Annotated in this window: 21 protein-coding genes; 13 read left to right on the forward strand and 8 right to left on the reverse strand. The window is 71.7% G+C overall.

All coding sequences use genetic code 11. The annotated features are described in order from the left end of the window. Positions 1–594 precede the first annotated feature (594 nt). The 8 genes from ACNAYW_RS18085 (at position 595) to ACNAYW_RS18120 (ending at position 8963) form a co-directional block, all read left to right on the forward strand. A complete protein-coding gene (locus tag ACNAYW_RS18085; protein WP_415851047.1) occupies positions 595–2130 on the forward strand; it encodes an ABC-F family ATP-binding cassette domain-containing protein in 1536 nt (511 codons plus the stop codon). A 104-nt stretch (positions 2131–2234) separates the two neighbouring features. After that, a complete protein-coding gene (locus ACNAYW_RS18090) occupies positions 2235–3080 on the forward strand; it encodes a Fic family protein (protein WP_415851048.1) in 846 nt (281 codons plus the stop codon). Positions 3081–3126: 46 nt separating this feature from the next. Further along, entirely contained in the window at positions 3127–3708 is a 582-nt protein-coding gene (locus tag ACNAYW_RS18095) for a hypothetical protein (protein WP_415851049.1), read from the forward strand. 101 nt (positions 3709–3809) lie between these two features. After that, on the forward strand, positions 3810–4454 hold the full coding sequence (locus ACNAYW_RS18100) for a TetR/AcrR family transcriptional regulator (RefSeq protein WP_415851050.1): 645 nt from the start codon (positions 3810–3812) through the stop codon (positions 4452–4454). A 79-nt stretch (positions 4455–4533) separates the two neighbouring features. Next, a complete protein-coding gene (locus tag ACNAYW_RS18105) occupies positions 4534–5448 on the forward strand; it encodes an ABC transporter ATP-binding protein (RefSeq protein WP_415851051.1) in 915 nt (304 codons plus the stop codon). Continuing rightward, the gene (locus tag ACNAYW_RS18110) at positions 5445–7100 is read left to right on the forward strand and encodes an ABC transporter permease (RefSeq protein WP_415851052.1); all 1656 of its coding nucleotides are present in this window, start codon (positions 5445–5447) and stop codon (positions 7098–7100) included. The genes ACNAYW_RS18105 and ACNAYW_RS18110 overlap by 4 nt, the downstream gene beginning before the upstream one ends. A gap of 256 nt (positions 7101–7356) precedes the next feature. Continuing rightward, on the forward strand, positions 7357–8613 hold the full coding sequence (gene nhaA / locus ACNAYW_RS18115; RefSeq protein WP_415851053.1) for a Na+/H+ antiporter NhaA: 1257 nt from the start codon (positions 7357–7359) through the stop codon (positions 8611–8613). Continuing rightward, positions 8610–8963 carry a hypothetical protein gene (locus ACNAYW_RS18120; protein ID WP_415851054.1) on the forward strand — a complete coding sequence of 118 codons (354 nt, stop codon included), beginning with the start codon at positions 8610–8612 and terminating at the stop codon, positions 8961–8963. The genes nhaA and ACNAYW_RS18120 overlap by 4 nt, the downstream gene beginning before the upstream one ends. A gap of 9 nt (positions 8964–8972) precedes the next feature. Here the strand turns inward: ACNAYW_RS18120 and ACNAYW_RS18125 are convergent, their stop codons facing one another. The 3 genes from ACNAYW_RS18125 to ACNAYW_RS18135 are packed head-to-tail and all read right to left on the reverse strand — an operon-like array spanning position 8973 to position 11947. Beyond that, on the reverse strand, positions 8973–10130 hold the full coding sequence (locus ACNAYW_RS18125) for a winged helix-turn-helix domain-containing protein (protein WP_415851055.1): 1158 nt from the start codon (positions 10128–10130) through the stop codon (positions 8973–8975). Continuing rightward, positions 10127–10531, reverse strand: coding sequence for an NUDIX hydrolase (locus tag ACNAYW_RS18130; protein ID WP_415851056.1), 405 nt, complete (start codon positions 10529–10531; stop codon positions 10127–10129). The genes ACNAYW_RS18125 and ACNAYW_RS18130 overlap by 4 nt, the downstream gene beginning before the upstream one ends. A gap of 39 nt (positions 10532–10570) precedes the next feature. Continuing rightward, complete coding sequence (locus ACNAYW_RS18135) at positions 10571–11947, reverse strand: L-serine ammonia-lyase (protein WP_415851057.1); 1377 nt, start codon at positions 11945–11947, stop codon at positions 10571–10573. 31 nt (positions 11948–11978) lie between these two features. Between ACNAYW_RS18135 and ACNAYW_RS18140 the strand changes: the two genes are divergently transcribed. After that, positions 11979–13064 carry an adenylate/guanylate cyclase domain-containing protein gene (locus tag ACNAYW_RS18140; RefSeq protein ID WP_415851058.1) on the forward strand — a complete coding sequence of 362 codons (1086 nt, stop codon included), beginning with the start codon at positions 11979–11981 and terminating at the stop codon, positions 13062–13064. Positions 13065–13089: 25 nt separating this feature from the next. Here the strand turns inward: ACNAYW_RS18140 and ACNAYW_RS18145 are convergent, their stop codons facing one another. Together ACNAYW_RS18145 and ACNAYW_RS18150 are read right to left on the reverse strand one after the other, a co-directional pair. Continuing rightward, on the reverse strand, positions 13090–13407 hold the full coding sequence (locus tag ACNAYW_RS18145; protein ID WP_415851059.1) for a helix-turn-helix domain-containing protein: 318 nt from the start codon (positions 13405–13407) through the stop codon (positions 13090–13092). 10 nt (positions 13408–13417) lie between these two features. Then, positions 13418–14824, reverse strand: coding sequence for an MFS transporter (locus ACNAYW_RS18150; protein ID WP_415851060.1), 1407 nt, complete (start codon positions 14822–14824; stop codon positions 13418–13420). Positions 14825–14911: 87 nt separating this feature from the next. Here ACNAYW_RS18150 and ACNAYW_RS18155 point away from each other — a divergent pair, with 87 nt between their 5' ends. Beyond that, positions 14912–16270 carry an MFS transporter gene (locus tag ACNAYW_RS18155; RefSeq protein WP_415851061.1) on the forward strand — a complete coding sequence of 453 codons (1359 nt, stop codon included), beginning with the start codon at positions 14912–14914 and terminating at the stop codon, positions 16268–16270. On the opposite strand, the gene ACNAYW_RS18160 is transcribed toward ACNAYW_RS18155, so the two are convergent. After that, positions 16257–17174, reverse strand: coding sequence for a LysR substrate-binding domain-containing protein (locus ACNAYW_RS18160; RefSeq protein WP_415851062.1), 918 nt, complete (start codon positions 17172–17174; stop codon positions 16257–16259). The genes ACNAYW_RS18155 and ACNAYW_RS18160 overlap by 14 nt on opposite strands. A gap of 70 nt (positions 17175–17244) precedes the next feature. Here ACNAYW_RS18160 and ACNAYW_RS18165 point away from each other — a divergent pair, with 70 nt between their 5' ends. Continuing rightward, positions 17245–18201 (forward strand): DMT family transporter, encoded by a 957-nt coding sequence (locus tag ACNAYW_RS18165; protein WP_415851063.1) that lies wholly within the window; start codon positions 17245–17247, stop codon positions 18199–18201. On the opposite strand, the gene ACNAYW_RS18170 is transcribed toward ACNAYW_RS18165, so the two are convergent. Continuing rightward, on the reverse strand, positions 18104–18877 hold the full coding sequence (locus ACNAYW_RS18170) for an alpha/beta fold hydrolase (RefSeq protein WP_415851064.1): 774 nt from the start codon (positions 18875–18877) through the stop codon (positions 18104–18106). The two genes, ACNAYW_RS18165 and ACNAYW_RS18170, sit on opposite strands and share 98 nt — an antisense overlap. 52 nt (positions 18878–18929) lie before the next feature. Here ACNAYW_RS18170 and ACNAYW_RS18175 point away from each other — a divergent pair, with 52 nt between their 5' ends. Next, the gene (locus ACNAYW_RS18175; RefSeq protein ID WP_415851065.1) at positions 18930–20687 is read left to right on the forward strand and encodes a GNAT family N-acetyltransferase; all 1758 of its coding nucleotides are present in this window, start codon (positions 18930–18932) and stop codon (positions 20685–20687) included. Here ACNAYW_RS18175 and ku read toward each other — a convergent pair whose 3' ends face one another. Next, positions 20688–21500, reverse strand: a complete 813-nt coding sequence (ku, locus tag ACNAYW_RS18180) for a non-homologous end joining protein Ku (protein WP_415851066.1) — start codon at positions 21498–21500, stop codon at positions 20688–20690. It abuts the gene before it with no gap. A gap of 412 nt (positions 21501–21912) precedes the next feature. Here ku and ACNAYW_RS18185 point away from each other — a divergent pair, with 412 nt between their 5' ends. Then, entirely contained in the window at positions 21913–24330 is a 2418-nt protein-coding gene (locus ACNAYW_RS18185; RefSeq protein ID WP_415851067.1) for an ATP-dependent DNA ligase, read from the forward strand. Positions 24331–24333 lie beyond the last annotated feature (3 nt).

The following is a 24333-nucleotide window of genomic DNA, read 5'->3' on the forward strand; positions in this document are numbered from 1 at the left end:
GGTCGGGCCTGCGCGGCGCGGGCCTGCGCGGCGCGGGTGGGGGAAACGGCGGGGAGATCAACGACGGTCATGGTTCCTCGAAGTGTGTGCGTACGCCGCGACCTCCGGGATCGTCCCGGGCGCTGGCGTGAAATGGAGTTGTCGAACGGATCAGCCCAGGTGAAAGGGCCGGCGGAAATGCGAGCGGGAACGCTCAGCAGCAACACATTCGACAGTGCACGCGAACCATGGGGAGACGGCAGCCCAGCGCGACGGTCTCATAACCGACGCGCAGATGGGCCTCAAGACTCCCGGACATGGTTTGAAAGTAGCACTCCGAACCGCCGAGCGCGCAAGCGCACGGGACGGAACTGCGACGCAGGTCACACTCCGCTCGTGCGTCGGCGTCCGAAACCGCCGTTTCGCCGGGTCACGGCGATGTATTCGCATCGAGACCGAACAGAGGGCCGGTTTCGGACGGCGAAAAGCGGTGGCGCGCCGCACGCACCGGCTCCTATACTCATCGCCATGCTGTCCTGAGACGTCCTCGGCCCTGCCGCCACCCGGTGTGTCCACTCCACCCGTCGCGGCCCCTGACGACCTCAAGGAGCATTCATGGCTACCTCTCTCGCTGTCTCCGCACTGTCCCTGCGCTGGCCCGACGGCACCGTCGTGTTCGACGACCTGAGTTTCACCGTTCCCGCCGGACGCGCCGCGCTGGTCGGGGCCAACGGCGCCGGGAAGAGCACGCTGCTGCGCATCCTCGCTGGTCGGATCACCCCGACGTCGGGTTCCGTGAGCGGCGCCGGGGTCGTCGGCTACGTGCCGCAGCACCCGCAGGCGCGGTCCGAGGCGACCCTCGCCGACGCGCTCGGCATCGGCGGCGCCGTCGCCGCCCTCCGCCGCATCGAGGGCGGCTCGGCCGAACCGGAGGACTTCGAGGCGGTCGGCGACGACTGGGACGTCGAGGAGCGGGCGACCGCGGTCCTCGACGGCCTGGGCCTGCGGCTCGGGTCGCTGGACCGCGCCGTCGGCACGTTGTCCGGGGGCGAGGCCACCCTGCTCGCGATCGCCGGGCAGCTGCTGCGCAGGCCCGACACCCTGCTGCTCGACGAGCCGACCAACAACCTCGACGAGCGCGCCCGCGGCCTGCTCACCGACGCGCTGGAACGGTTCGCCGGCACGGCCGTCGTGGTCAGCCACGACCTCACGCTCCTCGACCGCATGGACTCGACCGTCGAGCTGTACCGGGGCTCCGTCCGCGTGTTCGGCGGGCCGTACTCGCACTACCGCGAGGTGCTGGACGCCGAGCAGGCCGCCGCGGAGCAGGCCGTGACGTCGGCGAAGGTCGACCTCAAGGCGCAGCGCCGCGACCTGGTGGAGGCGCAGATCAAGCTGGACCGCCGTGCGCGGTTCGCCGCGAAGGCCGAGGCCGAGAAGCGGGTGCCGAAGATCATCGCGGGACTGCGGAAGAACGCCGCTGAGGTCTCCGCCGGCAAGCACCGCGGCCTGCACGAGGACCGCGTCGACTCCGCGCGGGACGCCCTCGACCAGGCCAGGGAGGGCGTCCGCGACGACCGGTCCGTCCGGATCTCCATGCCCGAGCCGGGACCGGGCCTGCACAGGTCGCAGCTCGACGACGGCCCGCTGCAGGTCGTGGGCCCCGAACGGATCGCACTCGTGGGTCCCAACGGCGCCGGCAAGACGACGGTGCTGCGCCGCGCCATCGCCACCGCCCGGGCCGCGGAGCCGCCGACGGTGATCGGCTACGTCCCGCAGGACGTGCGGTTCGGGGCCGCCGAGGAGGGCTCGCTGCTCGACGCGGTGCGCGACGCCCACCCGGACCTCGACGCGCAGCACGCGCACGCCGCTCTCGCGCGGATGTTGTTCCGGGGGCGGCAGTCGGAGCGGATCGTGAGCACCCTCAGCGGCGGCGAGCGCCTGCGGCTCGCGCTGGCGATCGCCCTGCTCGGGGACCCGGCACCGTCGCTGCTGGCGCTCGACGAGCCGACCAACAACCTCGACGTCCCCTCGGTGGAGCTGTTGGTGGAGGCGTTGAAGTCCTGGGAGGGGGCGCTCGTCGTCGTCTCGCACGACCGCGCCTTCCTCGACCTGCTGGGGTTGACCCGCGAGGTCGAGATCACCCGCTGATCGCCTCGTGAAATCGGCCGATTCGGGCGGTACGAGGCCCATATCGGCCTCGTACCGCAGGATTCGGCGGTTTTCACGACAGCCGACCTCGATAAGCTGCGGGGATGGATCGGGCGACGGTGATGGGGGCGATCGCGAACAGCGTCCTCGAGGGCTGGGCTCCCACCGCGCTGGATTCCGAGCGACTGCTCGCGCTCGCGGACGGCGCCGTCACCCTCGACGAGTACGTCGCCGCCGCGATCGACCGCGCGCTGGCGGGTGCGGAGGTCGGCCCGCCCGACTGCATCGAGGTGCCGCGCGACTTCCCGGACACCTTCTATCCGGGAACCCGGATCCTGCGCAACCGCTTCGGGATCCGCGACCCGCACGTGCTGCGGCAGCTGGAGTTCGAAGTCGGGACCGCCCAGCAGGTCGGCATCGAGGCCGGGCTCATCGCGCTGCCCGCCACGTTCGACGGCGCGCACCTGGTCGCGATCCACCGCACCCTGTTCGGAGCGATCTACCCGTGGGCGGGCGTCTTCCGTCGCTACGACATGGGCCTACGGGACCAGACGTTCGGGGCCGCATTGATCGAGCGCTACCTCACGGACGCGACCGTGATCCTCCAGCTCCCCCAGGCGTCGTTCGCGGCGGCGATCGAACCCCGCGAGCGCGACCGGCGGGCCTACGCGCACCGCGCGGCCACCGCCTACGCCTACCTCAACTGCGCGCACCCCTTCCGCGAGGGCAACGGACGCGCCGCCAAGACGCTGCTGCAGCTCGTCGCCGCGCAGGCCGGGTACCGATTCGACTACGCCGCCGTCACGAAGAAGATGTGGGACGGCGCCTCCCGCCGATCGGCGCCCGACCCCGGCCACTACCGCCCCGACGCGCACGCCCTGTACCGCGTCTTCACAGCGATCACCGCGCGGAACGTCGCGACCGTGATCCCCCGGTCTGATGCTGAATAGCGATTCGTCGATTTGCCATATCTCATAGAGGCGTAGACTTCGACTCGTGGGGTTCGAATCACAGCGGAAGCGGTTCGCCGTGTTCGGGCTGCTCGCGATTCCGATGCTCATCGCTGCTGTCGCCGCCTACCTCGTGATTCACCTGGTCGTCTTCGGCGCCTGTCTGATCGCCATCGACGCGGTGTTGAGCCGTGTCTTCGCGAACGCGGCCTTCACCTACTCGGGCTGGTGGACGGTGTCCGTGATCGCGCTCGCGATCGCGACGACCGTCGCCCTCGGCCGGGGTTACGACCGGGCCGTCATCGCGCGGCGACGCCGGCGCGGTGCGGACGTCGACGGCCTGCACGCGACGACGCTCCGCAGAGACCTGGGCAGACTCCTGACCGGCGGTGTCGACTGGTGGGGGTTCCTTCGTTTCCTGGTCGCCACCGTTCCGGCGGTCGTCACTGCGATCTACGTCATGAAACACACCGTCGCGCAGTGGTTCGAGCTGTCGCCCGTCGTGACGGAAGTGCTCGTCGTTGTCCTCGCGTTCCTGATCGCCTATCCGATCCTCAGCCTGCAGGAGCTGCTTCTGGCGATCCACCACCGACGACGGACGGACGCGAACCGCGATCAGAGCCGGTAGCCCTCGATTCCCTGCCGGCCGGTCATCTCCGCGGTCGCGCCCCGCGGATTCAGAAGGGAACACCTCTTGCCTCCTCCATTGAACGGGTGTTCAATGGAGGAATGAGTGAGGCGGCCAGCGCTACCGCGCAACGGATCCGAGACGCTGCGGTGTACCGGTTCGGGGCCGACGGATTCGGTGTCGGGCTCCGGGCGATCGCAGGCGACGCCGGCGTGACCGCCGGGCTGATCATCCACCACTTCGGTAGCAAGGACGGCCTGCGCCGGGCGTGTGACGAGCAGGTCCTGGAGCTCCTGTGGTCGCACGAGCGCACTCAGGCGAGAACGTCGGCGATCACGGACTTCGGCGCCGAGGAGATCGCGGAGCTCAGTCCGGCCCTGCAGTACATGATGCGCAGCTTCCAGTCCGGCGGGAACTTCGCCCGGTCCATGATGGAACGGCTCGTCGCCGACACGGAGGGCTACCTCGAGCGAGGCGTCGCCGACGGGATGTTCACGCCGAGCGCGGTACCGGCGAGCCGGGCACGCTTCCTCACCTATCAGGCGGTCGGCGGCATGCTGGTGTGGCACCTGCTGCACGCGGACCCCGAGCGGCCCGACTTCGCCGACGAAGTGGCGACCTACATGCAGGCACTCACGCCCGGGGCACTCGAGCTGTTCACCCACGGACTCCTGGTCGATCGGACCATGCTCGACGACTACCTGATGTACGTCCCCGATCCGCCCCAGGACGACATACCCGCCTGAGTCCGGCGCACCATCCTCGATCATTCACGCGGTGTACGACGCCGCCGCAGTTCACCTCTCCCGGAAGGGATTCCTCATCATGTCTCCAGTCATTGACGTCACCGGACTGTCGAAGAACTTCGGCACCGTCACAGCCCTCGACCACCTCGACCTCCAGGTCGAGACCGGGCACGTGCACGGCTTCCTCGGACCCAACGGGGCGGGGAAGTCCACGACGATCCGCGTCCTGCTCGGACTACTGCGGAAGGATTCCGGCGCCGTGTCGGTGTTCGGCCGCGACCCGTGGGCGAGCGCCGTCGATCTGCACCGCAACCTCGCCTACGTGCCCGGCGATGTCGAGCTGTGGCCGTCGCTCACCGGCGGCGAGGCGATCGACCTCTTCGCCCGCTTCCGCGGCGGGGTCGACTCGCACCGCAAATCCGAACTCTGCGAACGCTTCGATCTCGATCCCACCAAGAAGGGACGGACCTACTCGAAAGGAAACCGACAGAAGGTCGCGTTGGTCTCCGCATTGGCGTCCGACGTCGATCTGCTGCTGCTCGACGAGCCGACCGCCGGCCTGGATCCACTCATGGAGGCGGTGTTCCAGGAGTGCATCGGCGAAGAGAAGACCGCGGGGAAGACCGTCCTGCTCTCGAGCCATCTGCTGTCGCAGGTGGAGGCACTGGCGGACCGCATCTCGATCATCCGGCAGGGCGCCGTCGTCGAATCGGGCTCGTTGCGCGAGCTGCGGCACCTGACCCGGACGACGGTCGAGGCCGTCACCGACCAGGCGCCCGCGGGACTGGCGGACCTGCCGGGTGTGCACGGGCTGACGACCGACCACGGCGTGATCCGGTGCGACGTGGACAACGCCGAACTGTCCGCTGTCACGGCGGAGCTCTCCCGCGCCGGACTCCAGAGCCTCACCGCACACCCGCCGACGCTCGAGCAGATCCTGCTGCGGCACTACGGCGATGCGGCGACCGCGGTGCACGAGGGGGCGGAACGATGACCGCCGCTCTCGCCGCCCGCCCCCGCACCGGATCCCGAGCCGGCGCGGACGGCCTGGTCGGCACCGGCGTACTGATCCGGTCGATGCTCCGGCGCGACCGGATCCGGTTCCCCGCGTGGACGATCGGACTGGCGGCCCTCATGCAGTACTTCGTCGCCGCGATCGGCCAACTGGTGCAGAGCGAGGACGACCTCCAGGGCCTGACCGGATTCACCTCCAGCGGCGTCGGAGCGCTGTTCGGCGGCGTGATCGGATTCGATCAGCTCACGATCGAGCGGTTCCTCGTGGGCCAGTACGGCCTCTACATCATCCTCGGGGCGGCACTGATGGGCCTGCTCACGGTCATCCGGCACACCCGCGCCGAGGAGCAGACCGGTCGCGCGGAACTCGTGCGCGCCAACGTGGTAGGCCGACATGCCCAGCTGACGGCAGCACTCGTGGTGACGCTGCTGATGGCGGTAACGGTCGCCGCCCTGGTCACCGGGGTGATGGTCGGCGGCGGGTACGGAGCCGGTGGAGCAGTGCTGTTCGGCTGCTCGATAGGGGCGGCCGCGATCGTGTTCGGCGCGATCGCCGCGGTGACGGCGCAGCTGTCGGAGTACCCACGGGCAGCGGCCGGGATGGCCGGCGCGGTCCTCGGGACCTCCTTCGTACTGAGAGGATTCGGCGACATGGCCGCATCGCAGGGCGCCGGCCCGGCCTGGCTGAGCTGGCTGTCGCCCATCGGCTGGTCGCAGCAGACGGGACCGTACACCTACGACCGCTGGTGGCCGCTCGGGCTCTCGCTGGTCGCGGCCGCGGTCGTGGCGGCCGTCGGGTACCACCTCTCCACCCGTCGCGACGTGGGCGCCGCACTGATCGCGCCGACCCCCGGTTCGCCGACTCTCGCGGCCTGGGTGACCGGCCCCGCAGGCCTGGCACTGCGCCTCCAGCGCCCCGGACTCATCGGCTGGACCGCTTCGCTGGCCGTCGCCGGAGCCGCCTTCGGCGCGTTCACCAAGCCCATCGCCGACGGATTCGCCGACGCACCTGAGGAATTGACGAAAGTGCTCGGCGGCAGCGGCGACCTGCTCCGCGGCTACCTGGGCGTGATGGGCTCGACCTCGGGCTTCCTCGTGGCCGTCTTCGCCGTGCTCGCAGTGCAGGCCCTCAAATCCGAGGAGACGGAGGGACGCGCGGAACCGGCCCTGTCGTGCGCGATCAGTCGAACGCAGTGGATGGCCGGTTGGTTGGCGGTGACCGTGGCCGCCGTCCCCGTCCTGCTGCTCGTGATGGGACTCGGCACCGGCCTCGGCGCGGGCATCGGCACCGGCGACGCCTCGCTGATCGGCAGCACCGTTCTAGGACACGTGGCGCACACGCCCGCCGTGTGGACCGTCCTGGCCATCGCCGCTGCGCTCTACGGCATCACTCCGCGGCTCACGGCTCTGACGTGGGTGATCGTCGTCTACGGCTACTTCGCCGGCATGTTCGGCGCACTCCTCAACCTGCCCGGCGCGATCGAATGGCTGTCGCCGTTCGCGCACATCGGGAACCACCCGGCCGACCCGATCAGCTGGATCGCCGCGGCGGTCCTGACGGCGGCCTCGGCGGCGATCGCGGCAACAGGTGTGCGGGCCTTCGGACGCCGGGATCTCGCTCTGACGACCTGAACGCGAGCACCCCTCGAACGAACGGCACCGGGCCGCCCCTCCGCGTGGGCGGCCCGGCGTCGATCTGCGAGCCGGCGACTCCTCCCTCGGGAAGGAATGCTGTAAACTGCATCCTGGAGCGCCGGGAAGTCTGGTCGGCACATTCGTTGTCGTCGACCCACGAGGTACCCCGACCATGCCTTCGCTCGTCCCCACAAATCTTGGCCCCGTTCTCTTCCGGCGCGGTTCCCCCGATGAGACACGACGAATCACCGAGTTGCTCCGCAAGGAGACGGTCGGCGGTTTCCTCCTGGTCCTCGCCGCGATCGCCGCCCTGATCGCCGCGAACAGTGCCTTCGCGGACGATTACGAGCGCCTTCGCACAATCACGATCGGTTACGCCCCTTGGCATCTCGATCTGACTATCGGTCAGTGGGCCTCCGACGGCCTGCTCGCCATCTTCTTCTTCCTCGTCGGTCTCGAACTCAAACGCGAATTCGTCCTCGGCGAACTGCGATCGCCTCGGACCGCCGCCGTCCCCGTCGTCGCCGCCGTCGGAGGCGTCGTCGCGCCGGCGCTGATCTACCTCGCCTTCACTGCGGGTACGGCTGGTTCCGACGGCTGGGCCATCCCGACGGCCACCGACATCGCCTTCGCCGTAGCGGTTCTCGCCGTGGTCGGGTCGCACCTGCCCTCCGCGTTGCGGCTGTTCCTCCTCACCCTCGCCGTGGTCGACGATCTGCTGGCGATCAGCATCATCGCCATCGCCTACACGGCCGAAGTGTTCTGGACTCCGCTGCTGTGGTCCGTCATTCCCCTGGGCCTGTTCGCCTACCTCACCCATCGCTATGCCGCCTTCTACTCGCGACATCACATCGCCGCTTGGCTGGTGCTCCTCCCCATCGGCTTCGCGTTCTGGGCGCTGGTGCACGCTTCGGGGATCCACGCCACCATCGCGGGCGTTCTCCTCGGTTTCGCGGTGCCCGTCCTGCGCGGCGGGCCCGATTCGGGGGCAGGCCTCGCCGAGGAGTTCGAGCACCGCTTCCGCCCGTTGTCGGCGGGAATCGCCGTACCCGTCTTCGCCTTCATGGCGGCGGGCGTGCCCGTGCTCGGCAGCGGTGATGCCGGACTGTCGGACACCCTGACCGACCCGATCGTCCTCGGCATCGCGGCGGGCCTGCTGCTCGGCAAGCCACTCGGGATCCTCGGCTGCACATGGGTCGTCACGAAGCTCACCCGCAGCACACTCGATCCCACCATCCGCTGGATCGACCTCGTTGCCGTGTCCCTGCTCGCCGGAATCGGCTTCACCGTCTCGCTCCTCATCGCCGAGCTCACCTTCGCCGACTCCGCCGCGGCGCTGACCAACGCCAAGTTGGCCATCCTCGTCGCGTCCACCGCGGCCGCGATCGCCGCCGGCACGATCCTCGCGTTCCGGAGCCGTCACTACCGCCGCATCGAGGAGGCCACCGCCGCAACGGGCTCCGCAGCAGCCCGCGGCGGTGCGACGCCCGCACCGGTGTCCGATCGATGACCGGGACCGACGCCGGCAGTCCCGCGATCCTCATCGTGAAGACCTTCGTTCCGACGACCGCTCGGTGGCTCCTCGGCACTGCGCGCCGGCCGATCTGGCTGCACGTCGGGGATCGTCCGATCCGGCTCGACGTCGATCAGGACCTCCGGCTCGAACTCGCCGCGGGGCCGCGCACGCTGGCCGCGGCTCCGTCCTCCGGCCTCACGGAGACGCCCACTCCCCGTCAGTGGTCGCGGTCGTCGGCGAGCCTGCAGACGCACCTCCGCGGGGGCCGGACCGCCGTGGTCGTGGTGATCTCCACCCCGCTCGGGCTGAAGATCGGCTCGCTCGTCCGCTGCCGCCGGCCGTGACCCCGGGCCTCAGAGCCGGTAGGACTCCAGCCCCAGCCAGCAGGCCATCTCGGCGACGGTCTGCTCCAGCGCGGCCTCCGTCGCGGCATCGCGGCCGCCGGGCTCCCAGGTGGTGGAGTGCACCAGCAGCTCCCCCGCCGCGCGGTCGGCCTTGACGTCGCACCGGGCCACGATCCGGTCGCCGAACAGGAAGGGCAGCACGTAGTAGCCGTGCACCCGCTTCTCCTTGGGCGTGTAGATCTCGATCCGGTAGAAGAAATCGAACAGCGCCTCCGCCCGCTCGCGCTGCCAGACGACGGGGTCGAACGGCGAGAGTAGCGCCCGCGCCGCGATCGCCCGGGGCCGCTTGGCCTCCGCGTGCAGGTAGACGGTGCCGGGCCACCAGTCGGCCTCCACCGGGATGAGTTCGCCCGCGGCCACCAGCTTCTCGACCGCGGGCGCGGCCTGCGCGGTGGACAGCCGGAAGTAGTCGCGCAGGCAGCGCAGGTTCCCGATGCCGTGCGCCTTCGCCGACTGCCGCAGCAGCTCCACGAAGGCCTCCTCGTCCGAGACCTCCCGCTCCGCGAGCGGGCCGAGCACCGTCGACGTGGGGGCGTACAGGCGCTCGAACTGGCTGGTGCGGCCGGCGCTGGTGACCTCGCCCGCGTGGAAGAGCACCTCCAGCCCCTCCTTCACCGACGACCAGTTCCAGCCCCAGTGCGTCTTCTCCACCACCTGCTCGTGCTCCAGATGCGCCTCGAGCGCGCGGGCGGTGAGCGGCGGCAGCTCGGCGAGCGCGCCGCGCAGTCGGTCCAACTGGCCGGGGTGCCGGGCGTCGTAGCTCGCGAACCGCTGCGCCACCCGGTCCGCGGTCCGACGGTGCCGCAGCAGCGGCCACGTCTCGGGCGGGACCAGCGAGGCCTCGTGCGCCCACGCCTCGACGAGCCGCCGCGGGTTCTTGTCACGCGCGCGGTCGAGCAGCGCCGTGTCGTAGTCGCCGAGCCGCGCGAAGACCGGGAGGTACTGGCTGCGCGCGACCACGTTGACGCTGTCGATCTGGAGGAGCTTGAGCCGGTCGATGGTCTTCTGGACCTGCCGCATCGTCGGGGTGGACGTCCCTGCGAAGCCCGGCTCGAAGCCCTGGGCCGCGAGCGCGATGCGCCGCGCCTGGGGCTGGGTGATCCTCATGCGCTCGGCGCGCCCGCCAGCCGCGGGAAGAGGTACTGCTCGAGCATCGGCGCGATGGTCACGTCGCCGTGGTCCGCCGGGTCGATCCAGCGCGCCTCGGCGATCTCCGCGGCGGCCCGCGGCTCCACGCGCAGCTCGGTGGCGAAGACGGTGGACTCGATATCGGTGTTCGCCTCGTTCGCGGCGGGGCCGCGCCAGGACACCAGATGGGTCAGGTCGTCAGTGGTCAGCGCGACGCCGAGCTCCTCGTCGATCTCGCGGACCGCGCAGTCGATCGCGGCCTCCCCCGGCTCCAGCTTGCCGCCGGGCAGCATGAACGCGTCGGTGCCGCGTTTGCGCACCGTGAGCACCCGCCCGGCCTCGTCCCGGAAACACACCGCCGCCACCGTCAGCACGTCCATGCCCGCCACCCTAGCGACGACCCCCGACAGCTTCTGCGCTCAGCACTCCGGCACGTTGACGGCGAGGCCGCCGAGGGAGGTCTCCTTGTACTTCGACAGCATGTCAGCGCCGGTCTGGCGCATGGTCTCGATGGCCTGATCCAGGGAGACGCGGTGCGTGCCGTCGCCGTGCAGGGCGATGCGCGCGGCGTTGACGGCCTTCACGGACGCGATGGCGTTGCGCTCGATGCAGGGGATCTGCACGAGCCCGCCGATCGGGTCGCAGGTCAGGCCCAGGTTGTGCTCGATGCCGATCTCGGCGGCGTTCTCCACCTGCGCGGGCGTGGCGCCCATGACCTGCGCGAGCGCGCCGGCCGCCATGGAGCACGCGGAGCCCACCTCGCCCTGGCAGCCCACCTCGGCGCCGGAGATGGAGGCGCGCCGCTTGTAGAGCACGGCGATCGCGGCGGCGGTGAGCAGGTAGTCGCACACCGTCTCGTCGCGCCGCTCGGCGAGGTGCGGCCGGAACTTCAGCGCGTAGTAGAGCACCGACGGCACGATCCCGGCCGCGCCGTTCGTCGGTGCCGTCACGATCCGCCCGCCGCACGCGTTCTCCTCGTTGACGGCCATGGCCGCGACGTTAAGCCAGTCCATGGCGTCGGCACCGTCGGAATCGACGATCCGGCGGTACAGCCCCGGCGCGCGCCGCTTGACCCCCAGGCCCCCGGGCAGCAGGCCCTCGGCGCGGAAGCCCCGCTCGATGCACGCCTCCATGACCTCCCAGATGTGCAGCAGCCCGGCGCGCACCTCGCGTTCCGCGATGTCCGACGGTCCGCCGTGGAGCGCGATCTCGTTCTCCAGCATCAGCTGCGGCACCGATTTTCCGGTGCGCGGGCAGGTCTCCAGCAGCGCGGCGGCGGTGTCGAAGTCGTGGGGCACGCCGGGGGTCCCGGCGAGCGGGTTCACCGTGTCGGCGCCGGACTCGCGCTCGACGAAGCCGCCGCCCACGGAGTAGTAGACGGCCTCGTGCTCGGAGCCGTCGGCGAGCTCGGCGCGGAACCGGATGCCGTTGGTGTGCCGCGGCAGCACGGTGAGCGGGTGCAGCACGATCTGTTCGGCGCACAACGGCACGTCGTCGCGCCCGGCGAAGCGCACCGTCCGGGTCGCCTCGATCTCGGCGCCGCGCCTTTCGACGTACTCGGGGTCGACGCTCTCCGGCCGGTTCCCCTCGAGCCCCAGGAGCACGGCCGCGAAGGTCCCGTGCCCGCGCCCGGTGGCCGCGAGCGAGCCGTACAGGTCGACGCGCACGGTGCGCACCGTCGACGGCGACGCGCGCAGCTCATCGGCGAAATCGGCGCCCGCCCGCATCGGCCCGACGGTGTGTGAACTCGACGGGCCGATGCCCACCGAGAACAGCTCGAACACACTGATCGTCACCCTTCCAGCCTATGCCCCATACAGTGGTCTCATGGGCGACGCCGAAGATCTGGACATCGACGGTCTGCTCCTCCCGGGCAAACGCAAGTACACCTTCCGAGAGCTCGCGGAGCAGGGCGGCATCGACGTGGAGGACCTCCGCGTCTGGTGGACCTCCGCGGGCTTCGCGGACCTGCGTGACGACGACCAGAAGGCGTTCACCCGCGACGACGTGGCGATCGTCAAGGACCTCGCCGACCTGTTCGCATTGGACGTCATCGACCGGGAGGCCGTGCTGCCGGGGGCGCAGTCCCTCGGCCAGGCGATGTACCGGCTCGCCGAGTGGCAGGCCGGCATCGTCAAGGCGCACCTCGACACCGCCCACGACGCCGGCGTGAAGGATCCGTCGGCCGGGGTGGCGCAGGTCATCGACAAGATGGAGAACCTGCAGGCCCACGTCTGGCGGCGGCACCTGTCCACGGCCACCCAGCGCCTCGTCACGCACGACTCGTCCGACGCGATGACCGCGATGATGGCCGTCGGCTTCGCGGACATGGTCGGCTACACGCGCCTGAGCCGCGGGCTCGCGGTGGAGGAGCTCAACACCCTGGTCGCGACGTTCGAGGCGCGGATGCAGACCGTGATCTACGGCGGCGGCGGGTGGATCATCAAGGGCGTCGGCGACGAGGTGATGTTCGCGGCCGAGGATCCCGCGGCGGCGGCCCGCATCGGCCTCGAGCTGCAGGAGCCGCACGACTACCCCGAGCTGGACGTCATCGAGATCGAGTTCCCGCAGCTGCGGGTGGGCATGGCCTACGGCGAGGTGCTGCAGCGCTACGGCGACCTGTTCGGCAGCGTGGTGAACCTGGCGGCCCGGCTGACCAGCGCGGCGCGGCCGGGAACCGTGCTCATCGACGACAACTTCACGCAGGTCATCGCCGACGAGCCGGGGCTCGAGACGCGCAGCCTGCGCGCCTACCGCGCCCGCGGGTTCCGGGCCGTGCACCCGCACCTGCTGCGCTACGACAAGGACACGCGCGCAGCCAAGGAAGCGGAAGCCGCCGAGGCGGTCAAGGAAGCAGAGGCCGCCGAAGCGGCCGCCACTGCGGAGGCCGCCGAGCCGACCGACGGGTCGTAGCCGCCCACCGCACGGGGAGGGGCGGTCAGGCGGCGGCGAGCGCGACGGGGCGCGTGCGCGCGCCGAGCAGCTCGCGGTGCACGCCGCCGACGAACTCGATCATCGAGCCGCCGAGCGCGTCGCAGACGCTGGCGAGGACCTCGGACGAGGCCTCCTTGCGGCCGCGCTCGACCTCGGAGAGGTACTGCGTGGAGACGCCGGCATCCCGGGCGACCTCGGCCAGCGTGCGGCCCTGACGGGTGCGCTCCTGGCGCAGCACGCGGCCGAACACCTCGCGCAGCAGCGGCGGACGCGCGGCCTCCGCCGACTCGTGCGTCTCGATGCTCGCCACCCCGCTTGTCATACGAGTCAGCCTATCCGACGGTGCGCTCGCTCGGCGGAGCGTTCACGGTCGGCGAAACCGGCGCGTCGCCGGATCCCCCGGCTCGGTCGTCCGCCGCCCCGGCGATCCGGTCGGCTACGTCCGCGTCCGCGTCGGCTCCGTCCGCGTCGTCGCGGAGCGGATGCGCCAGCTCGTCCTGCGGCATCCGCGCGGCGAGGATCGCGACCACCGCGAGCGGGATCGGGATCAGCGCGGCCAGGGCGAAGGTGGCGGTGAGGCCGATCGCCTGGCTCACCGGGCCCGCCAGCGCGAAGGAGAGCGGCATGAACACCAGCGAGACGAAGAAGTCCAGGCTGGAGACGCGGCCCAGCAGGCGCCGCGGCACGCGGCGCTGCAGCAGCGTGCCCCAGATCACCACCGGCGCCTCGAACAGCACGCCGAGCACGAAGCCCGCGATCACCATGGGCCACACGGTCTCGGCGATGCCGAACACCAGCATCGGCAGCGACGCGATGCCCCAGATGCCCATCATCACCGTGAGGTAGCGGTGCGGCATCTTCCGGGCCGCCATGACCAGCGCACCGGCCACGCCGCCGAATCCGTACGCGGCCAGGATCATCGAGTGCTCGCTCGCGGCGCCGTGCGCCTGGTCCTTGATCGCGAAGGGCAGCAGGACGTCGATCGGCCCCACGGTGACGAGCACCATCAGGCTCGCGAACAGCAGGGTCGCGAGCAGCCACGGGGTCCGCCGCACGTAGGCGATGCCCTCCCACAGCTCGCGCAGCGGCGAGCCGGGCTGCTCGGCCTCGTCGGCACCGTCGGCCTTCGGCACGCGGATCCGGACCACCCAGAGCGCGGCGAGCAGGCAGATCCCGCCCGCCACCAGGAGGGCCACGCCGGGATCGGCGACGGCGATGATCCACGCCGCGACCGCGGGCCCGACGGCCATCGCCGCGGCGGGGCGGACCGCGGACTCGTAGCCGTTGACCGCGAGCAGCTCCGCCGGCGGAACGAGCCGGGGCACGAGCGCGGAGTAGGCGGGGAAGTAGAAGCCCGACACCAGCCCCAGGGCGAGGGAGCCCGCCATCAGGACCGGGACGGTGACCGCACCGGTCACGATGAGCGCGCCGATGCCGCCGATCACCAGTACCTTGAGCAGTTCGAGGACGAACAGGATGCGCTGCTGCGACACCCGATCCGCGAGGACGCCGCCGGCGAGGGTGGAGACGAGCAGGCCGATCGAGGCGGCGCCGGAGACCAGCGAGACGCTGGTCGCGGAGCCGCCCATGTGGATCACCTGCCACACCACCGAGACCAGCCACATGCCGTCGGTGACGAGGGCGCAGAGCAGCGTCACGAAGAGGAGTCGGTAGTCCCGGCGCAGCAGCGGCCGCAGCATGCGGGGCACGCGGGGGCGGGCGCCGAGGTCGGTGTGCACCGTTCCACGATGCCGCCGCGGGCTGCCGCATTCAACCGATTTTTCTCGGTTGACCTCAACCGAGGTCGACGTATTAGCGTGCTGGCAGTGACCGTCGACGAGGATGCCCGCACGCTCCCCGACCGGGCCCGGCTGCGCTGGTTCCTGGTGGGGTCCGTCGCGCTGATCTCCTTCTCCGCCTTCGAATCCCTCGCCGTGGGCACGGTGCTGCCGCGCGCCGCGGCGGAGTTCGGCGCCACCGCCGAGTACTCGGTGGCGTTCGGCGCGGCCTTCGCGGCGATGATCGTCGCGATCGCCTGGGTGGGGCCGTGGGTGGACCGCGCCGGGGTGAAGCCGCCGCTCATCGCGGGCGCGCTGCTCTTCGCCGCCGGACTGGTGATCGTGGGCGCCGCCCCGGGCATGAGCGTGCTCGCACTGGGCCGCGGTGTGCAGGGCCTGGGCAGCGGCCTGATCAGCGTGGTGCTGTACGCCATGGTGGGCCGGCTGGTGCCGCCGGAGGGGCGGCCGCGGGTCTTCGCCGCGTATTCGACGGCGTGGGTGGTGCCGTCGCTCATCGGCCCCGCCGTCGCCGGCCTCGCGGCCGATACCGTGGGCTGGCGCTGGGTGTTCCTGGGGCTGGCCGGGCCGTCGCTGCTCGCGCTCGTCGCGACGCTGCGGGCGACCGCCGGGCTCGACGAGACGACCTACCGCACCGACGATCCGCCGAACCGCGGCCTCCTGGTCGCCGCCCTCGCCGCGGGCGTCACGATCGCCGTCGCCCAATTCGCGGCCCCGCGCGGCGGGGCCGGTGCGCTCGCTGTGGCCGCGGCCGCGCTGGTGATCGCCGTGCTGGCCGTGCGCCGGATGCTGCCCGCCGGATCACTGCGCGGCCGGCCCGGCATCCCGCGCCTGATCCTGGCGAGTCTGCTGATGGCGGGCGCCTTCTTCGCCGCGGAGATCTACGTGCCGCTCTATCTGGTGCACATCGACGGGCTCTCCCCGTTCGCGGCGGGCTCGGTGATGACGGGCGCGGCGCTGCTGTGGGCGCTGGCCTCGCAGATCCAGGCGCGGATCCCGGCGTCGGGCACGGTGCGCGAGCGACTGCCGCTGATCGGATCGGGGCTGCTGGTGCTCGCGCTCACCGCGGTCGCGGCGGCCTTCGCCCTCGACGCCCCGTGGCCGGTGATCTTCGTGGCCTGGGCGATCGGCGGGTTCGGCATGGGCCTGACCTATCCGACGCTCTCGATCCTCCTGCTCGCACGCAGCGCCGACGACGAGCAGGGCGCGAACTCGAGCGCGCTCAAGCTCTCCGACGCGGTGGGCACGGCCCTCGCGATCGCCTGCGCGGGTGCGGTCTTCGCGCAGGTCCTCGCCTGGGGCCACACCGGGTTCGCGGTCACCCTGCTCGTCCCCCTCGCCTCCGGCCTGGCGATGGTCGCGGTCGCCGCGCGACTCACGGCCGATTAGCCGCGACGGCCGCCTCCCGCAGCAGGTGCATCGCACGGCGCACCACGGGGTTCCGGCACTCGGAGTCCTTGACGTAGGCCACGATGGTGCGCCGCGGCGCGGGATTGCAGACGTCGACCGCGACGGTGCCGGGCGGCAGCTCGGTGGCGCCGAGGCGGGGCAGGACGGTGACGCCCACACCCCGCGCGACGAAGCGCAGCGCCGACGGGTAGTCGGTGGTCTCGACGACGAACCGGGGCGTGAATCCGGCTGCGGCGCAGGCGTCGAGCACGGCCTGGCGGCACGCGCCGCGGCGCACGTCGTTGTCGATCCACCGCTCGTGTTCGAGTTCGGCCATGTCCACCAGCTCCCGTCCGGCGAACTCGTGGTCGGCGGGCACCACGGCCACGTACGACTCCACCACGAGGTCCTCGTGCGAGAAGCCCTGCACCGCAGTGGTCTGGCTGTGCTCCTGGCGCACGGCGACGGCGAGATCGGGCCGGCGGGCGGCGATCTCGGTCACCTCGTCCTCGATCCGCAGCCGCAACCGGGTATCGGGGAACTCGGCGCTCAGCGTCTGCACTACCGCGGGCATCCAGTGCGTGCCCGCGGTGGCGAAGACGTTCATGGTGATCCGGTTCGCCTTGCCGGCGCGCAGGTCGTCGACGGTGGCGCCGAGGTCGTTGAGGCTGCTGAGCACCCCGTCGGCCTCGGTGGCGAGCACCCGCCCCGCGGGGGTGAGCTCCACGCCCCGTCCGACCCGTTCCAGGAGCTTGAGCCCCGTCTCGCGCTGCAGGGCCGCGACGTGCTGCGAGACGGCCGACGGCGTGTAGCCGAGGCTGGCCGCGGCCGCGGCGACGGAACCCGTGGCCGCGACGGAGCGGAAGATCATGAGCCGGTGCGCGTCGAGCATGAGCGTCTCCATTCAGTCTTACTGAATGATAGTGCAGAAATATGCGCTTGTGCTTACTTTGAGGCGGTCGCAGAGTGGACGCATGACGAAACGACTTCCCGCCCTCGCCCTCGTGGCCGTGATGTTCGCGTGGGCCTCCGCGTTCGTGGTGATCCGCGGGATCGGCCCGCACGTCTCCCCCGTCGCCATGGCGGAGGGCCGCCTGCTGGTGGGCGCCGCCGTGCTCGGCCTGATCTGGGGCATGAACGCCCTGTACAACGGCGGCGTCCGGGTGCCGCGCGGCCGGACGCTGGCGCTGACCATCGGCTACGGCGCCCTGTGGTTCGCGCTGTACACCGTGCTGGTCAACGCGGCGGAGCAGCACCTCGACGCCGGCACCACGGCGCTCCTGGTCAACATCGCGCCGATCATCGTCGCGATCCTGGCCGGCGCGTTCCTGCAGGAGGGCTTCCCGCCCCTGCTCGTGGTGGGTATCGCGATCAGCTTCGCCGGGGCCGCGGTCATCGCCTTCACCGGGGACGGCCGGCGCGACGGTGCCGGCGTCGCCCTCGCGGTCGCGGCGGCCCTGCTCTACGGCATCAGCGTGGTGGCGCAGAAGCTGGTGCTGCGCACCGTCGACCCGCTCACCGCGACCGCCCTCGGGGCGGGCGTCGGCGCGATCGTGCTGTTCCCCTGGGCGCCCCGCCTCTTCGACGAGCTGGCGGCCGCACCGATGTCGAGCACCGTCGGCGTGATCTACCTGGGCCTCGTGCCCACCGCGCTGGCCTTCCTGCTCTGGGCCTACGCGCTGGCGCACACCCCCGCCGGGGTCACGGCCTCGTCGTCCTACGCGGTCCCGGGCCTGTCGATCCTGCTGAGCTGGGCCTTCCTCGCGGAGACGCCCACCGCGTGGGGCCTGCTGGGCGGCGTCCTGTGCCTCGTCGGCGTGGCGGTCTCGCGACTCAGCCCGCGACGTCCCGGCGCAGGACCGACGGCCACTCCTGCACGTCCTGCGGAGTCCGAGCGATCGACAGCGTCGCCCGCGGGAGCGTCTTGCTGAGCTCCTCGGCCGTCGAGACCGGGTGCGCCGGATCGTCGATCCAGGCGAGGACGGTGACCGGCACGTCGATGCGGGCGATCTCCCCGAGCGCGGGGAGATCGCTCGCCGCGGCGCCCCGGAACAGCGCGGGCAGCAGCGCCTCGGGGACGTCGGGCCGCGTCGGCGGGTGCAGGGCGGTGGCCGGCGGCGGGACGGCGCCCTCCCCGGCCGCGAGGAACTCCTCCAGCCCGCGCTCCTCGATCAGCGCCGCGGCGGCGCGGTACTCGGCCGCCTTCGCCACCCGCGTCGCCCACGCCGTCGGCGGCACCATCAGGGTGAGCCCGCTGAAGCGATCGGGTTCGCGCACCGCGGCGTGGAGCAGGGTGCCGGTCCCCATCGACGGCCCGACGCCGTGCACCTGCTCCCCGGGGAACCAGCTGTCCAGCAGCCGCAGCAGGTCGTCGGCGAGGTTCCGCCAGCGGTAGTCGTCGGGAACCGCGCGCCCCGTGGAGGATCCGTGGCCCCGGGCGTCGTAGCGCAGCAGCCGCGTCCCGCTGAGGCCGCGGCCGAGGTCCAGGTCCAGGACGCGGTCGCGGGCGCGGCTGGAGGTGAGGCCGTGCAGTTGCACGACGGGGCGGCCGTGCTCGTCGCTGTACTCGGCGGCGAGCCGCGCCCCGGGGACGTCGAAGCTGGTCATCCGGCCTTCTCTCGCCGCGCAAAGGGGTCGTCGGAGGGCTAGGGTACCGCCCATGCGCCTGACCAACGTCGCCCACCTGCGCCTGCCCTTCGGCCGGCTGTACGGCTACGACGTCACGGCGTCGGAGCCGGGTGCGGCGCTGCCGGTGTCCTTCGACCAGGCGCGGCACGTGGGCGGCGGGGACCGCCCGGGATCGTGGATGGCGCTGTCCTTCCGGCTCCCCGAGCCCGTGCCGCGCGACCAGCTCGCCGCCGCGTGGCTCGCGGTGATCGCCCGGCACGGCACGTTGCGGACCGCGTTCCTCCCCGGGCCCGACGGGCCCGTCCTGCACGAGATCTCGGTCGGGCCGGGGAACTGGGTCGAGCACGCGATCGGCCCGGGCCAGGCCGTCAACGACGCCCTGCGGGACGTGCTCGACGACGCCTGCTCCCCCTATCGCGCTCCGGCGCACCGGCTCTGCGTCCTGGAGACCGCCGCGGGTCCCACCGTGATCGTGGCCGCCGACCACTCGCACACCGACATGTGGTCGATGCTCGTGATCGCGCGCGATCTGCTCGCCGCCCTCGACGACGTCCGGGCCGGGCGGGCACCGTCGACCGCGGTCGTGCCGCCGTTCGTCGACCACACCCGCGCGCTGGCGGACCGCCCCGCCGCCCCCGACGCCGTGCGACGCCGCTGGGCCGAGATCATCACGGCCAGCGGCGGAGTCATGCCGCTGTTCCCGCTGCCCCTGGGCACCCCCGAGGCGCACCGGGAGCGGGTGGAGGTCCGGGACGTCTTCGGCACCGACGAGGTCGCGGCCTTCGCCGCTGCCGCCCGCGCAACGGGCGTGTCGACGCTGTCGGCGACGGTGGCGGCGCTCACCAGCGTCACGCTGGACCTCGCCGGCGCACCGCTGCGCGCGGTCTTCCCCGTGCACAGCCGATACGAGGACACCTGGCACGACTCGGTCGGCTGGTTCATCACGAACTCGGTTCTGGACTCGCCGTCCGCGGAGCCTCATGCGGCCGCTGACGCCGTGAAGGAGGCGGTGCGGCTCGGCTCGTGGCCGCTCGCCGACGTGCTCGCGGAGTGGGGCGGGATGCCCGAGGCGCCGGGCATGTTCGCCATCTCCTGGCTGGACCTGCGGCGCCTCCCCGTGCGGATCGACGCCACTCGCCTCGACGCGCAGTACGTCGGCGCCACCATCCGCACCGACGGGGTGATGCTGTGGTTCATCCTCGACGAGGCCGGGCTGCACCTGCGCTGCCGCTACCCGGACACTCTCGAGGCGCGCGCGAACGTCGGCGCCTGGCTCGACGGGGTGGTCCGCGAGCTGCAGGCCCGCGCCTCCGTCGGCGGGTTGCTCCGCGGCGTCGGCGGCACCTACCGGGTGGAGCGCGCGCGCCGCGACGACGTGCCCGCGATCGTCGCACTGCTGGCCGACGACGAGCTCGGCGCGACCCGCGAGGTGGGGGACGCCGCGGAGTACGACAGCGCGTTCGAGCTGGTGACGCGCGACCGCTCGCAGTACCTCGCGGTGATCCGCGACGACGCCGGCGACGTCGTGGGCACGATGCATCTCACGGTGATCCCGGGGCTGTCCCGCGGCGGCTCTACACGGCTGCAGATCGAGGGGGTCCGGGTGGCCCGCGACCATCGGTCGCAGGGACTGGGCACGGCGATGATCGAGTGGGCGCACCACCACGGGCGGACCCACGGCGCCGTGCTCTCGCAGCTCACCACCGACGTCTCCCGCGAGCGGGCGCGCGCCTTCTACGGCCGGCTCGGTTACCGCTCCGAACACGTGGGACTCAAGCGCACGCTGTGATCAGCTCGCGGTGCGCTTGCGGGCGGGACGCTCCGGCCGTGCCTCGCGGTTCTTCACCGAGGCCTTGAGGGCGGCCAGCAGGTCGGCGACCTCGTCGTCCTCGGTCTCCTCCTCGGGGGCCTCGGGGAAGGCCGTCCCGCCGGTCGCCTTCGCCTCGATGAGCTGCCGAAGCTGCACCTGGTAGTCGTCCTCGTACTGCTCCGGATCGAAGTCCGTGGCCATCGAGTCGATGAGCGAGGCCGCCATCGCGAGCTCCTGCGGGCGGATCTTCACGTCCTCGGTGAGAGCGGGGAACTCCGGCGTGCGCACCTCGTCGGGCCAGAGCAACGTCTGCAGCACCATGACGTTGCCGACCACGCGCAGCGCGCACAGCCGCGTGCGGTTGCGCAGGGTGAAGGTGCAGATCGCGAGGCGGTCGGTCTCCTGCAGCGCCTGCCGCAGCAGCACGTAGGCCTTCGGCGACTTCGACGAGGGCTCCAGGAAGTAGGGCTTGTCGAACATGATCGGATCGACGTCCTCGCGCGGCACGAACTCGGTCACCGCGATCTCCCGGTGCTTCTCCACCGGCATCGACTTGATGTCCTCCTTCGAGAGCACCACCGTCTCGCCCCCGTCGGCCTCGTAGGCGTTCGCGATGTTCGCGAACTCCACCTCGTCGTCGGTGCCCTCGCGTACGCGCTTGTACCGGATGCGGACCCCGTCCTTCGAGTCCACCTGGTGCGACTTCGCGTCGTGGCTCTCGACCGCGGAGTACACCTTCACGGGCACGTTCACGAGCCCGAACGACAGCTCACCCGTCCATATCGCGCGCATGTGACCATTGTGACTGGTGAGAGTCCAGAATGCGAGACCAGCATTCGGTCCGTGCTCGCCGGGCGGGCGAGGTCGGCAACGATCACCCACGCTTCGGAGGTCGTGTCCGATGCGACGAGGCATGCGTCGGGCGCATGGGGGCTGACCTGCGAGGTTGCGGCAAGGGTATGCGGTTCGCGCATGACCGAGTTCGCCCCCCGGCCCGGCGCGTGGCGATTCCGCCCCGGACGGTCGGATCGGGTCGCGACCGGGACAGACCGGCCAGGCGGCACTCGACCAGATTCGAAGGGTATGCGTGAACCGCATAGCCTGACCTCGTTTCTGCAGGTCAACGGCCATGCGCCCCACGCATGTCCGCACCGGCGACCACCGATCCCCTTCCCACTCAGCACCCGCGCTCGATAATGGGGACGTGGCGCAGATCCGGGAGAACCGCGAGGTCGACGGCGTCGGCGTGCAGCTGACCAACCTCGACAAGGTGCTCTACCCCGCCACGGGCACGACGAAGGCCGAGGTGATCGACTACTTCCAGGCGATCGCGCCGTTCGCGCTCCCGCACCTCCGGGACCGGCCGCTCACCCGCAAACGCTGGCCCAACGGGGTGGACAAGACCGCCTTCTTCGAGAAGCGGCTGCCGGGCCACGCGCCCGCGTGGATCCGCCGCGGCAGCCAGTTCCACTCCGACGGCGAGTCCCAGTACCCCGTCATCGAGAGCGTCGCGGGCATGGTGTGGTTGGGCCAGCAGGCGGCGTTGGAGCTGCACGTGCCGCAGTGGACCTTCGTTCCCGACGGTGCCGACCCCGACCGTCCGGAGGTGCCCGGACCGCCGAACCGCCTCGTGCTCGACCTGGATCCCGGCCCGGACGTCACCCTCGACGAGTGCGCCGCCCTCGCCCTCCGCATCCGCGAGCTGCTGGCCGCGATGGGCATGGACGGCTACCCCGTGACCAGCGGTTCGAAGGGGCTGCACGTCTACGCGCCGCTGCCCGGCGCCATCTCGGCGAACGGCGCCCGCACGCTCGCCCGCGCGATCGCGTCGCAGCTGGAGGCCGAGTCCCCCGAGCTCGTGACGGCGTCGATGGCCAAGGACCGGCGCGGCGGGCGCATCTTCGTCGACTGGTCGCAGAACAGCGCCTCGAAGACCACGGTCGCGCCGTACTCGTTGCGCGGCCGCGAGCGCCCGTGGGTCGCCGCGCCGCGCACCTGGGACGAGCTCACCCGGCCCGGCCTGCGCCAGCTCGAGTTCGGGGAGGTCCTCGCGCGGGCCCGGTCCGACGGTGACCTCCTCGCCGGGCTCGACGGTGCCGGCGACTCGGCGCCCGGCACTGCGGGCGACTCCGCGCCCGGCGGTGTGGGGACCGCGCCGGCGGCACCGTCGGCGCCGCCGCCCGAGCCCGTCGACCTCGGCGAGTACCGCGCCAAGCGGGACGCGCGGAAGACGCCCGAACCCTTCGGGGGCGCACCGTCGTCGGGCGATCCGATCTTCGTCATCCAGGAGCACCACGCGCGGCGCCTGCACTACGACTTCCGCCTGGAGCACGACGGGGTGCTCGCCTCCTGGGCCGTGCCGAAGAACCTCCCCGACGACCCCGAGATCAACCACCTCGCCGTCCGCACCGAGGACCACCCGATGGACTACGCGGCGTTCGAGGGCAGTATCCCGAAGGGCGAGTACGGCGGCGGTGACGTGACCATCTGGGATCACGGCACCTACGAGCTCGAGAAGTGGCGCAGCAGCGAGGTGATCGTGACTCTGCACGGGAACCGCTTGCAGGGCACGCGGTACGCGCTGATCCGCACCGGCGAGAAGAACTGGCTGGCGCACCTCACCAAGGACAAGGCCACGCCCGCTAAGCCCGCCGCCACCCTCGCGCCGGATCCGATGCTGCCCACGGAATCACCCATCGACGGACTCTCCGGCACGGACTGGGCCTTCGAGGGCAAGTGGGACGGCTACCGCATGATCGCGACGGTGCGCGGCGGCACCGTCTCGCTGCGCACCCGGTCGGGCCGCACGGTGACCGGCGAGTTCCCCGAGTTCGAGTCGCTGGCAGCCGATCTCGACGGCATGGACGTGGTGCTCGACGGGGAGGCGGTGGTGCTCGACCCGGACGGCGTACCGTCGTTCCACCTGATGGCGGGCGGCGACACCCGGGCCGGTGCGGTGGAGCTGCACCTCTTCGACGTACTGTCGCTGAACGGCGTGGACCTGACGAAGCGCCCGTGGGCGGTGCGCCGCCAGGTGCTGGAGGGCCTCGCGCCGCTCCTCGAATCCGACACCGCGGTGAGCGTGCCGCCGCTCGTCGACGCGGAGACCGGCGCCGAGGCGGTCGCGCTCAGCGCCGACCGCGGCTGGGAGGGCATCATCGCCAAGCGGCGGGACTCGCCGTACCTGCCGGGCCGGCGGGTGCGCGCCTGGCTCAAGCACAAGAACTGGCGCGACCTGCAGGTCGCGATCGGCGGCTGGAAACCCGGGAAGGGCTCGCGGGCCAACGGGATCGGCTCGGTATTGGTGGGACTCCCCGCCGAGACGGGACTCCTGTACCTGGGCTCGGTGGGCTCGGGGTTCAGCGACCGCGACCTGGCCGCGCTCGCCGAGGAGCTGGAGCCGCTCCGCATGCGCCGCTCCCCGTTCACCGCGCCGATCGACGATCCGGAGGCCCGCGACGCGGTCTGGGTGCTCCCGAAGGTGATCGGCGACGTGCGCTACTCGTCGCTGCGCCGCGGCGGCCACCTGCGGCAACCGACCTGGCGCGGATTCCGGCGCGACCTGCTCCCCGGCGATCTGCCCTCCGCCGACGAGGCGCCGTGGGAGGGCCCCGAGGAATAGTTA

Origin of the sequence: Tsukamurella ocularis (assembly GCF_965138335.1) — a bacterium.
Lineage (GTDB): Bacteria > Actinomycetota > Actinomycetes > Mycobacteriales > Mycobacteriaceae > Tsukamurella > Tsukamurella ocularis_A.

Coding starts and splice junctions, on each gene's coding strand:
- ACNAYW_RS18160 (WP_415851062.1), bottom strand. CDS start 17,174: ATGGAGACGCTCATGCTCGACGCGCACCGGCTCATGATCTTCCGCTCC.
- ACNAYW_RS18170 (WP_415851064.1), bottom strand. CDS start 18,877: ATGACCAGCTTCGACGTCCCCGGGGCGCGGCTCGCCGCCGAGTACAGC.
- ku (WP_415851066.1), bottom strand. CDS start 21,500: ATGCGCGCGATATGGACGGGTGAGCTGTCGTTCGGGCTCGTGAACGTG.
- ACNAYW_RS18140 (WP_415851058.1), top strand. CDS start 11,979: ATGGGCGACGCCGAAGATCTGGACATCGACGGTCTGCTCCTCCCGGGC.
- ACNAYW_RS18145 (WP_415851059.1), bottom strand. CDS start 13,407: ATGACAAGCGGGGTGGCGAGCATCGAGACGCACGAGTCGGCGGAGGCC.
- ACNAYW_RS18105 (WP_415851051.1), top strand. CDS start 4,534: ATGTCTCCAGTCATTGACGTCACCGGACTGTCGAAGAACTTCGGCACC.
- ACNAYW_RS18125 (WP_415851055.1), bottom strand. CDS start 10,130: ATGAGGATCACCCAGCCCCAGGCGCGGCGCATCGCGCTCGCGGCCCAG.
- ACNAYW_RS18110 (WP_415851052.1), top strand. CDS start 5,445: ATGACCGCCGCTCTCGCCGCCCGCCCCCGCACCGGATCCCGAGCCGGC.
- ACNAYW_RS18130 (WP_415851056.1), bottom strand. CDS start 10,531: ATGGACGTGCTGACGGTGGCGGCGGTGTGTTTCCGGGACGAGGCCGGG.
- ACNAYW_RS18090 (WP_415851048.1), top strand. CDS start 2,235: ATGGATCGGGCGACGGTGATGGGGGCGATCGCGAACAGCGTCCTCGAG.
- ACNAYW_RS18085 (WP_415851047.1), top strand. CDS start 595: ATGGCTACCTCTCTCGCTGTCTCCGCACTGTCCCTGCGCTGGCCCGAC.
- ACNAYW_RS18100 (WP_415851050.1), top strand. CDS start 3,810: ATGAGTGAGGCGGCCAGCGCTACCGCGCAACGGATCCGAGACGCTGCG.
- ACNAYW_RS18120 (WP_415851054.1), top strand. CDS start 8,610: ATGACCGGGACCGACGCCGGCAGTCCCGCGATCCTCATCGTGAAGACC.
- ACNAYW_RS18175 (WP_415851065.1), top strand. CDS start 18,930: ATGCGCCTGACCAACGTCGCCCACCTGCGCCTGCCCTTCGGCCGGCTG.
- ACNAYW_RS18165 (WP_415851063.1), top strand. CDS start 17,245: ATGACGAAACGACTTCCCGCCCTCGCCCTCGTGGCCGTGATGTTCGCG.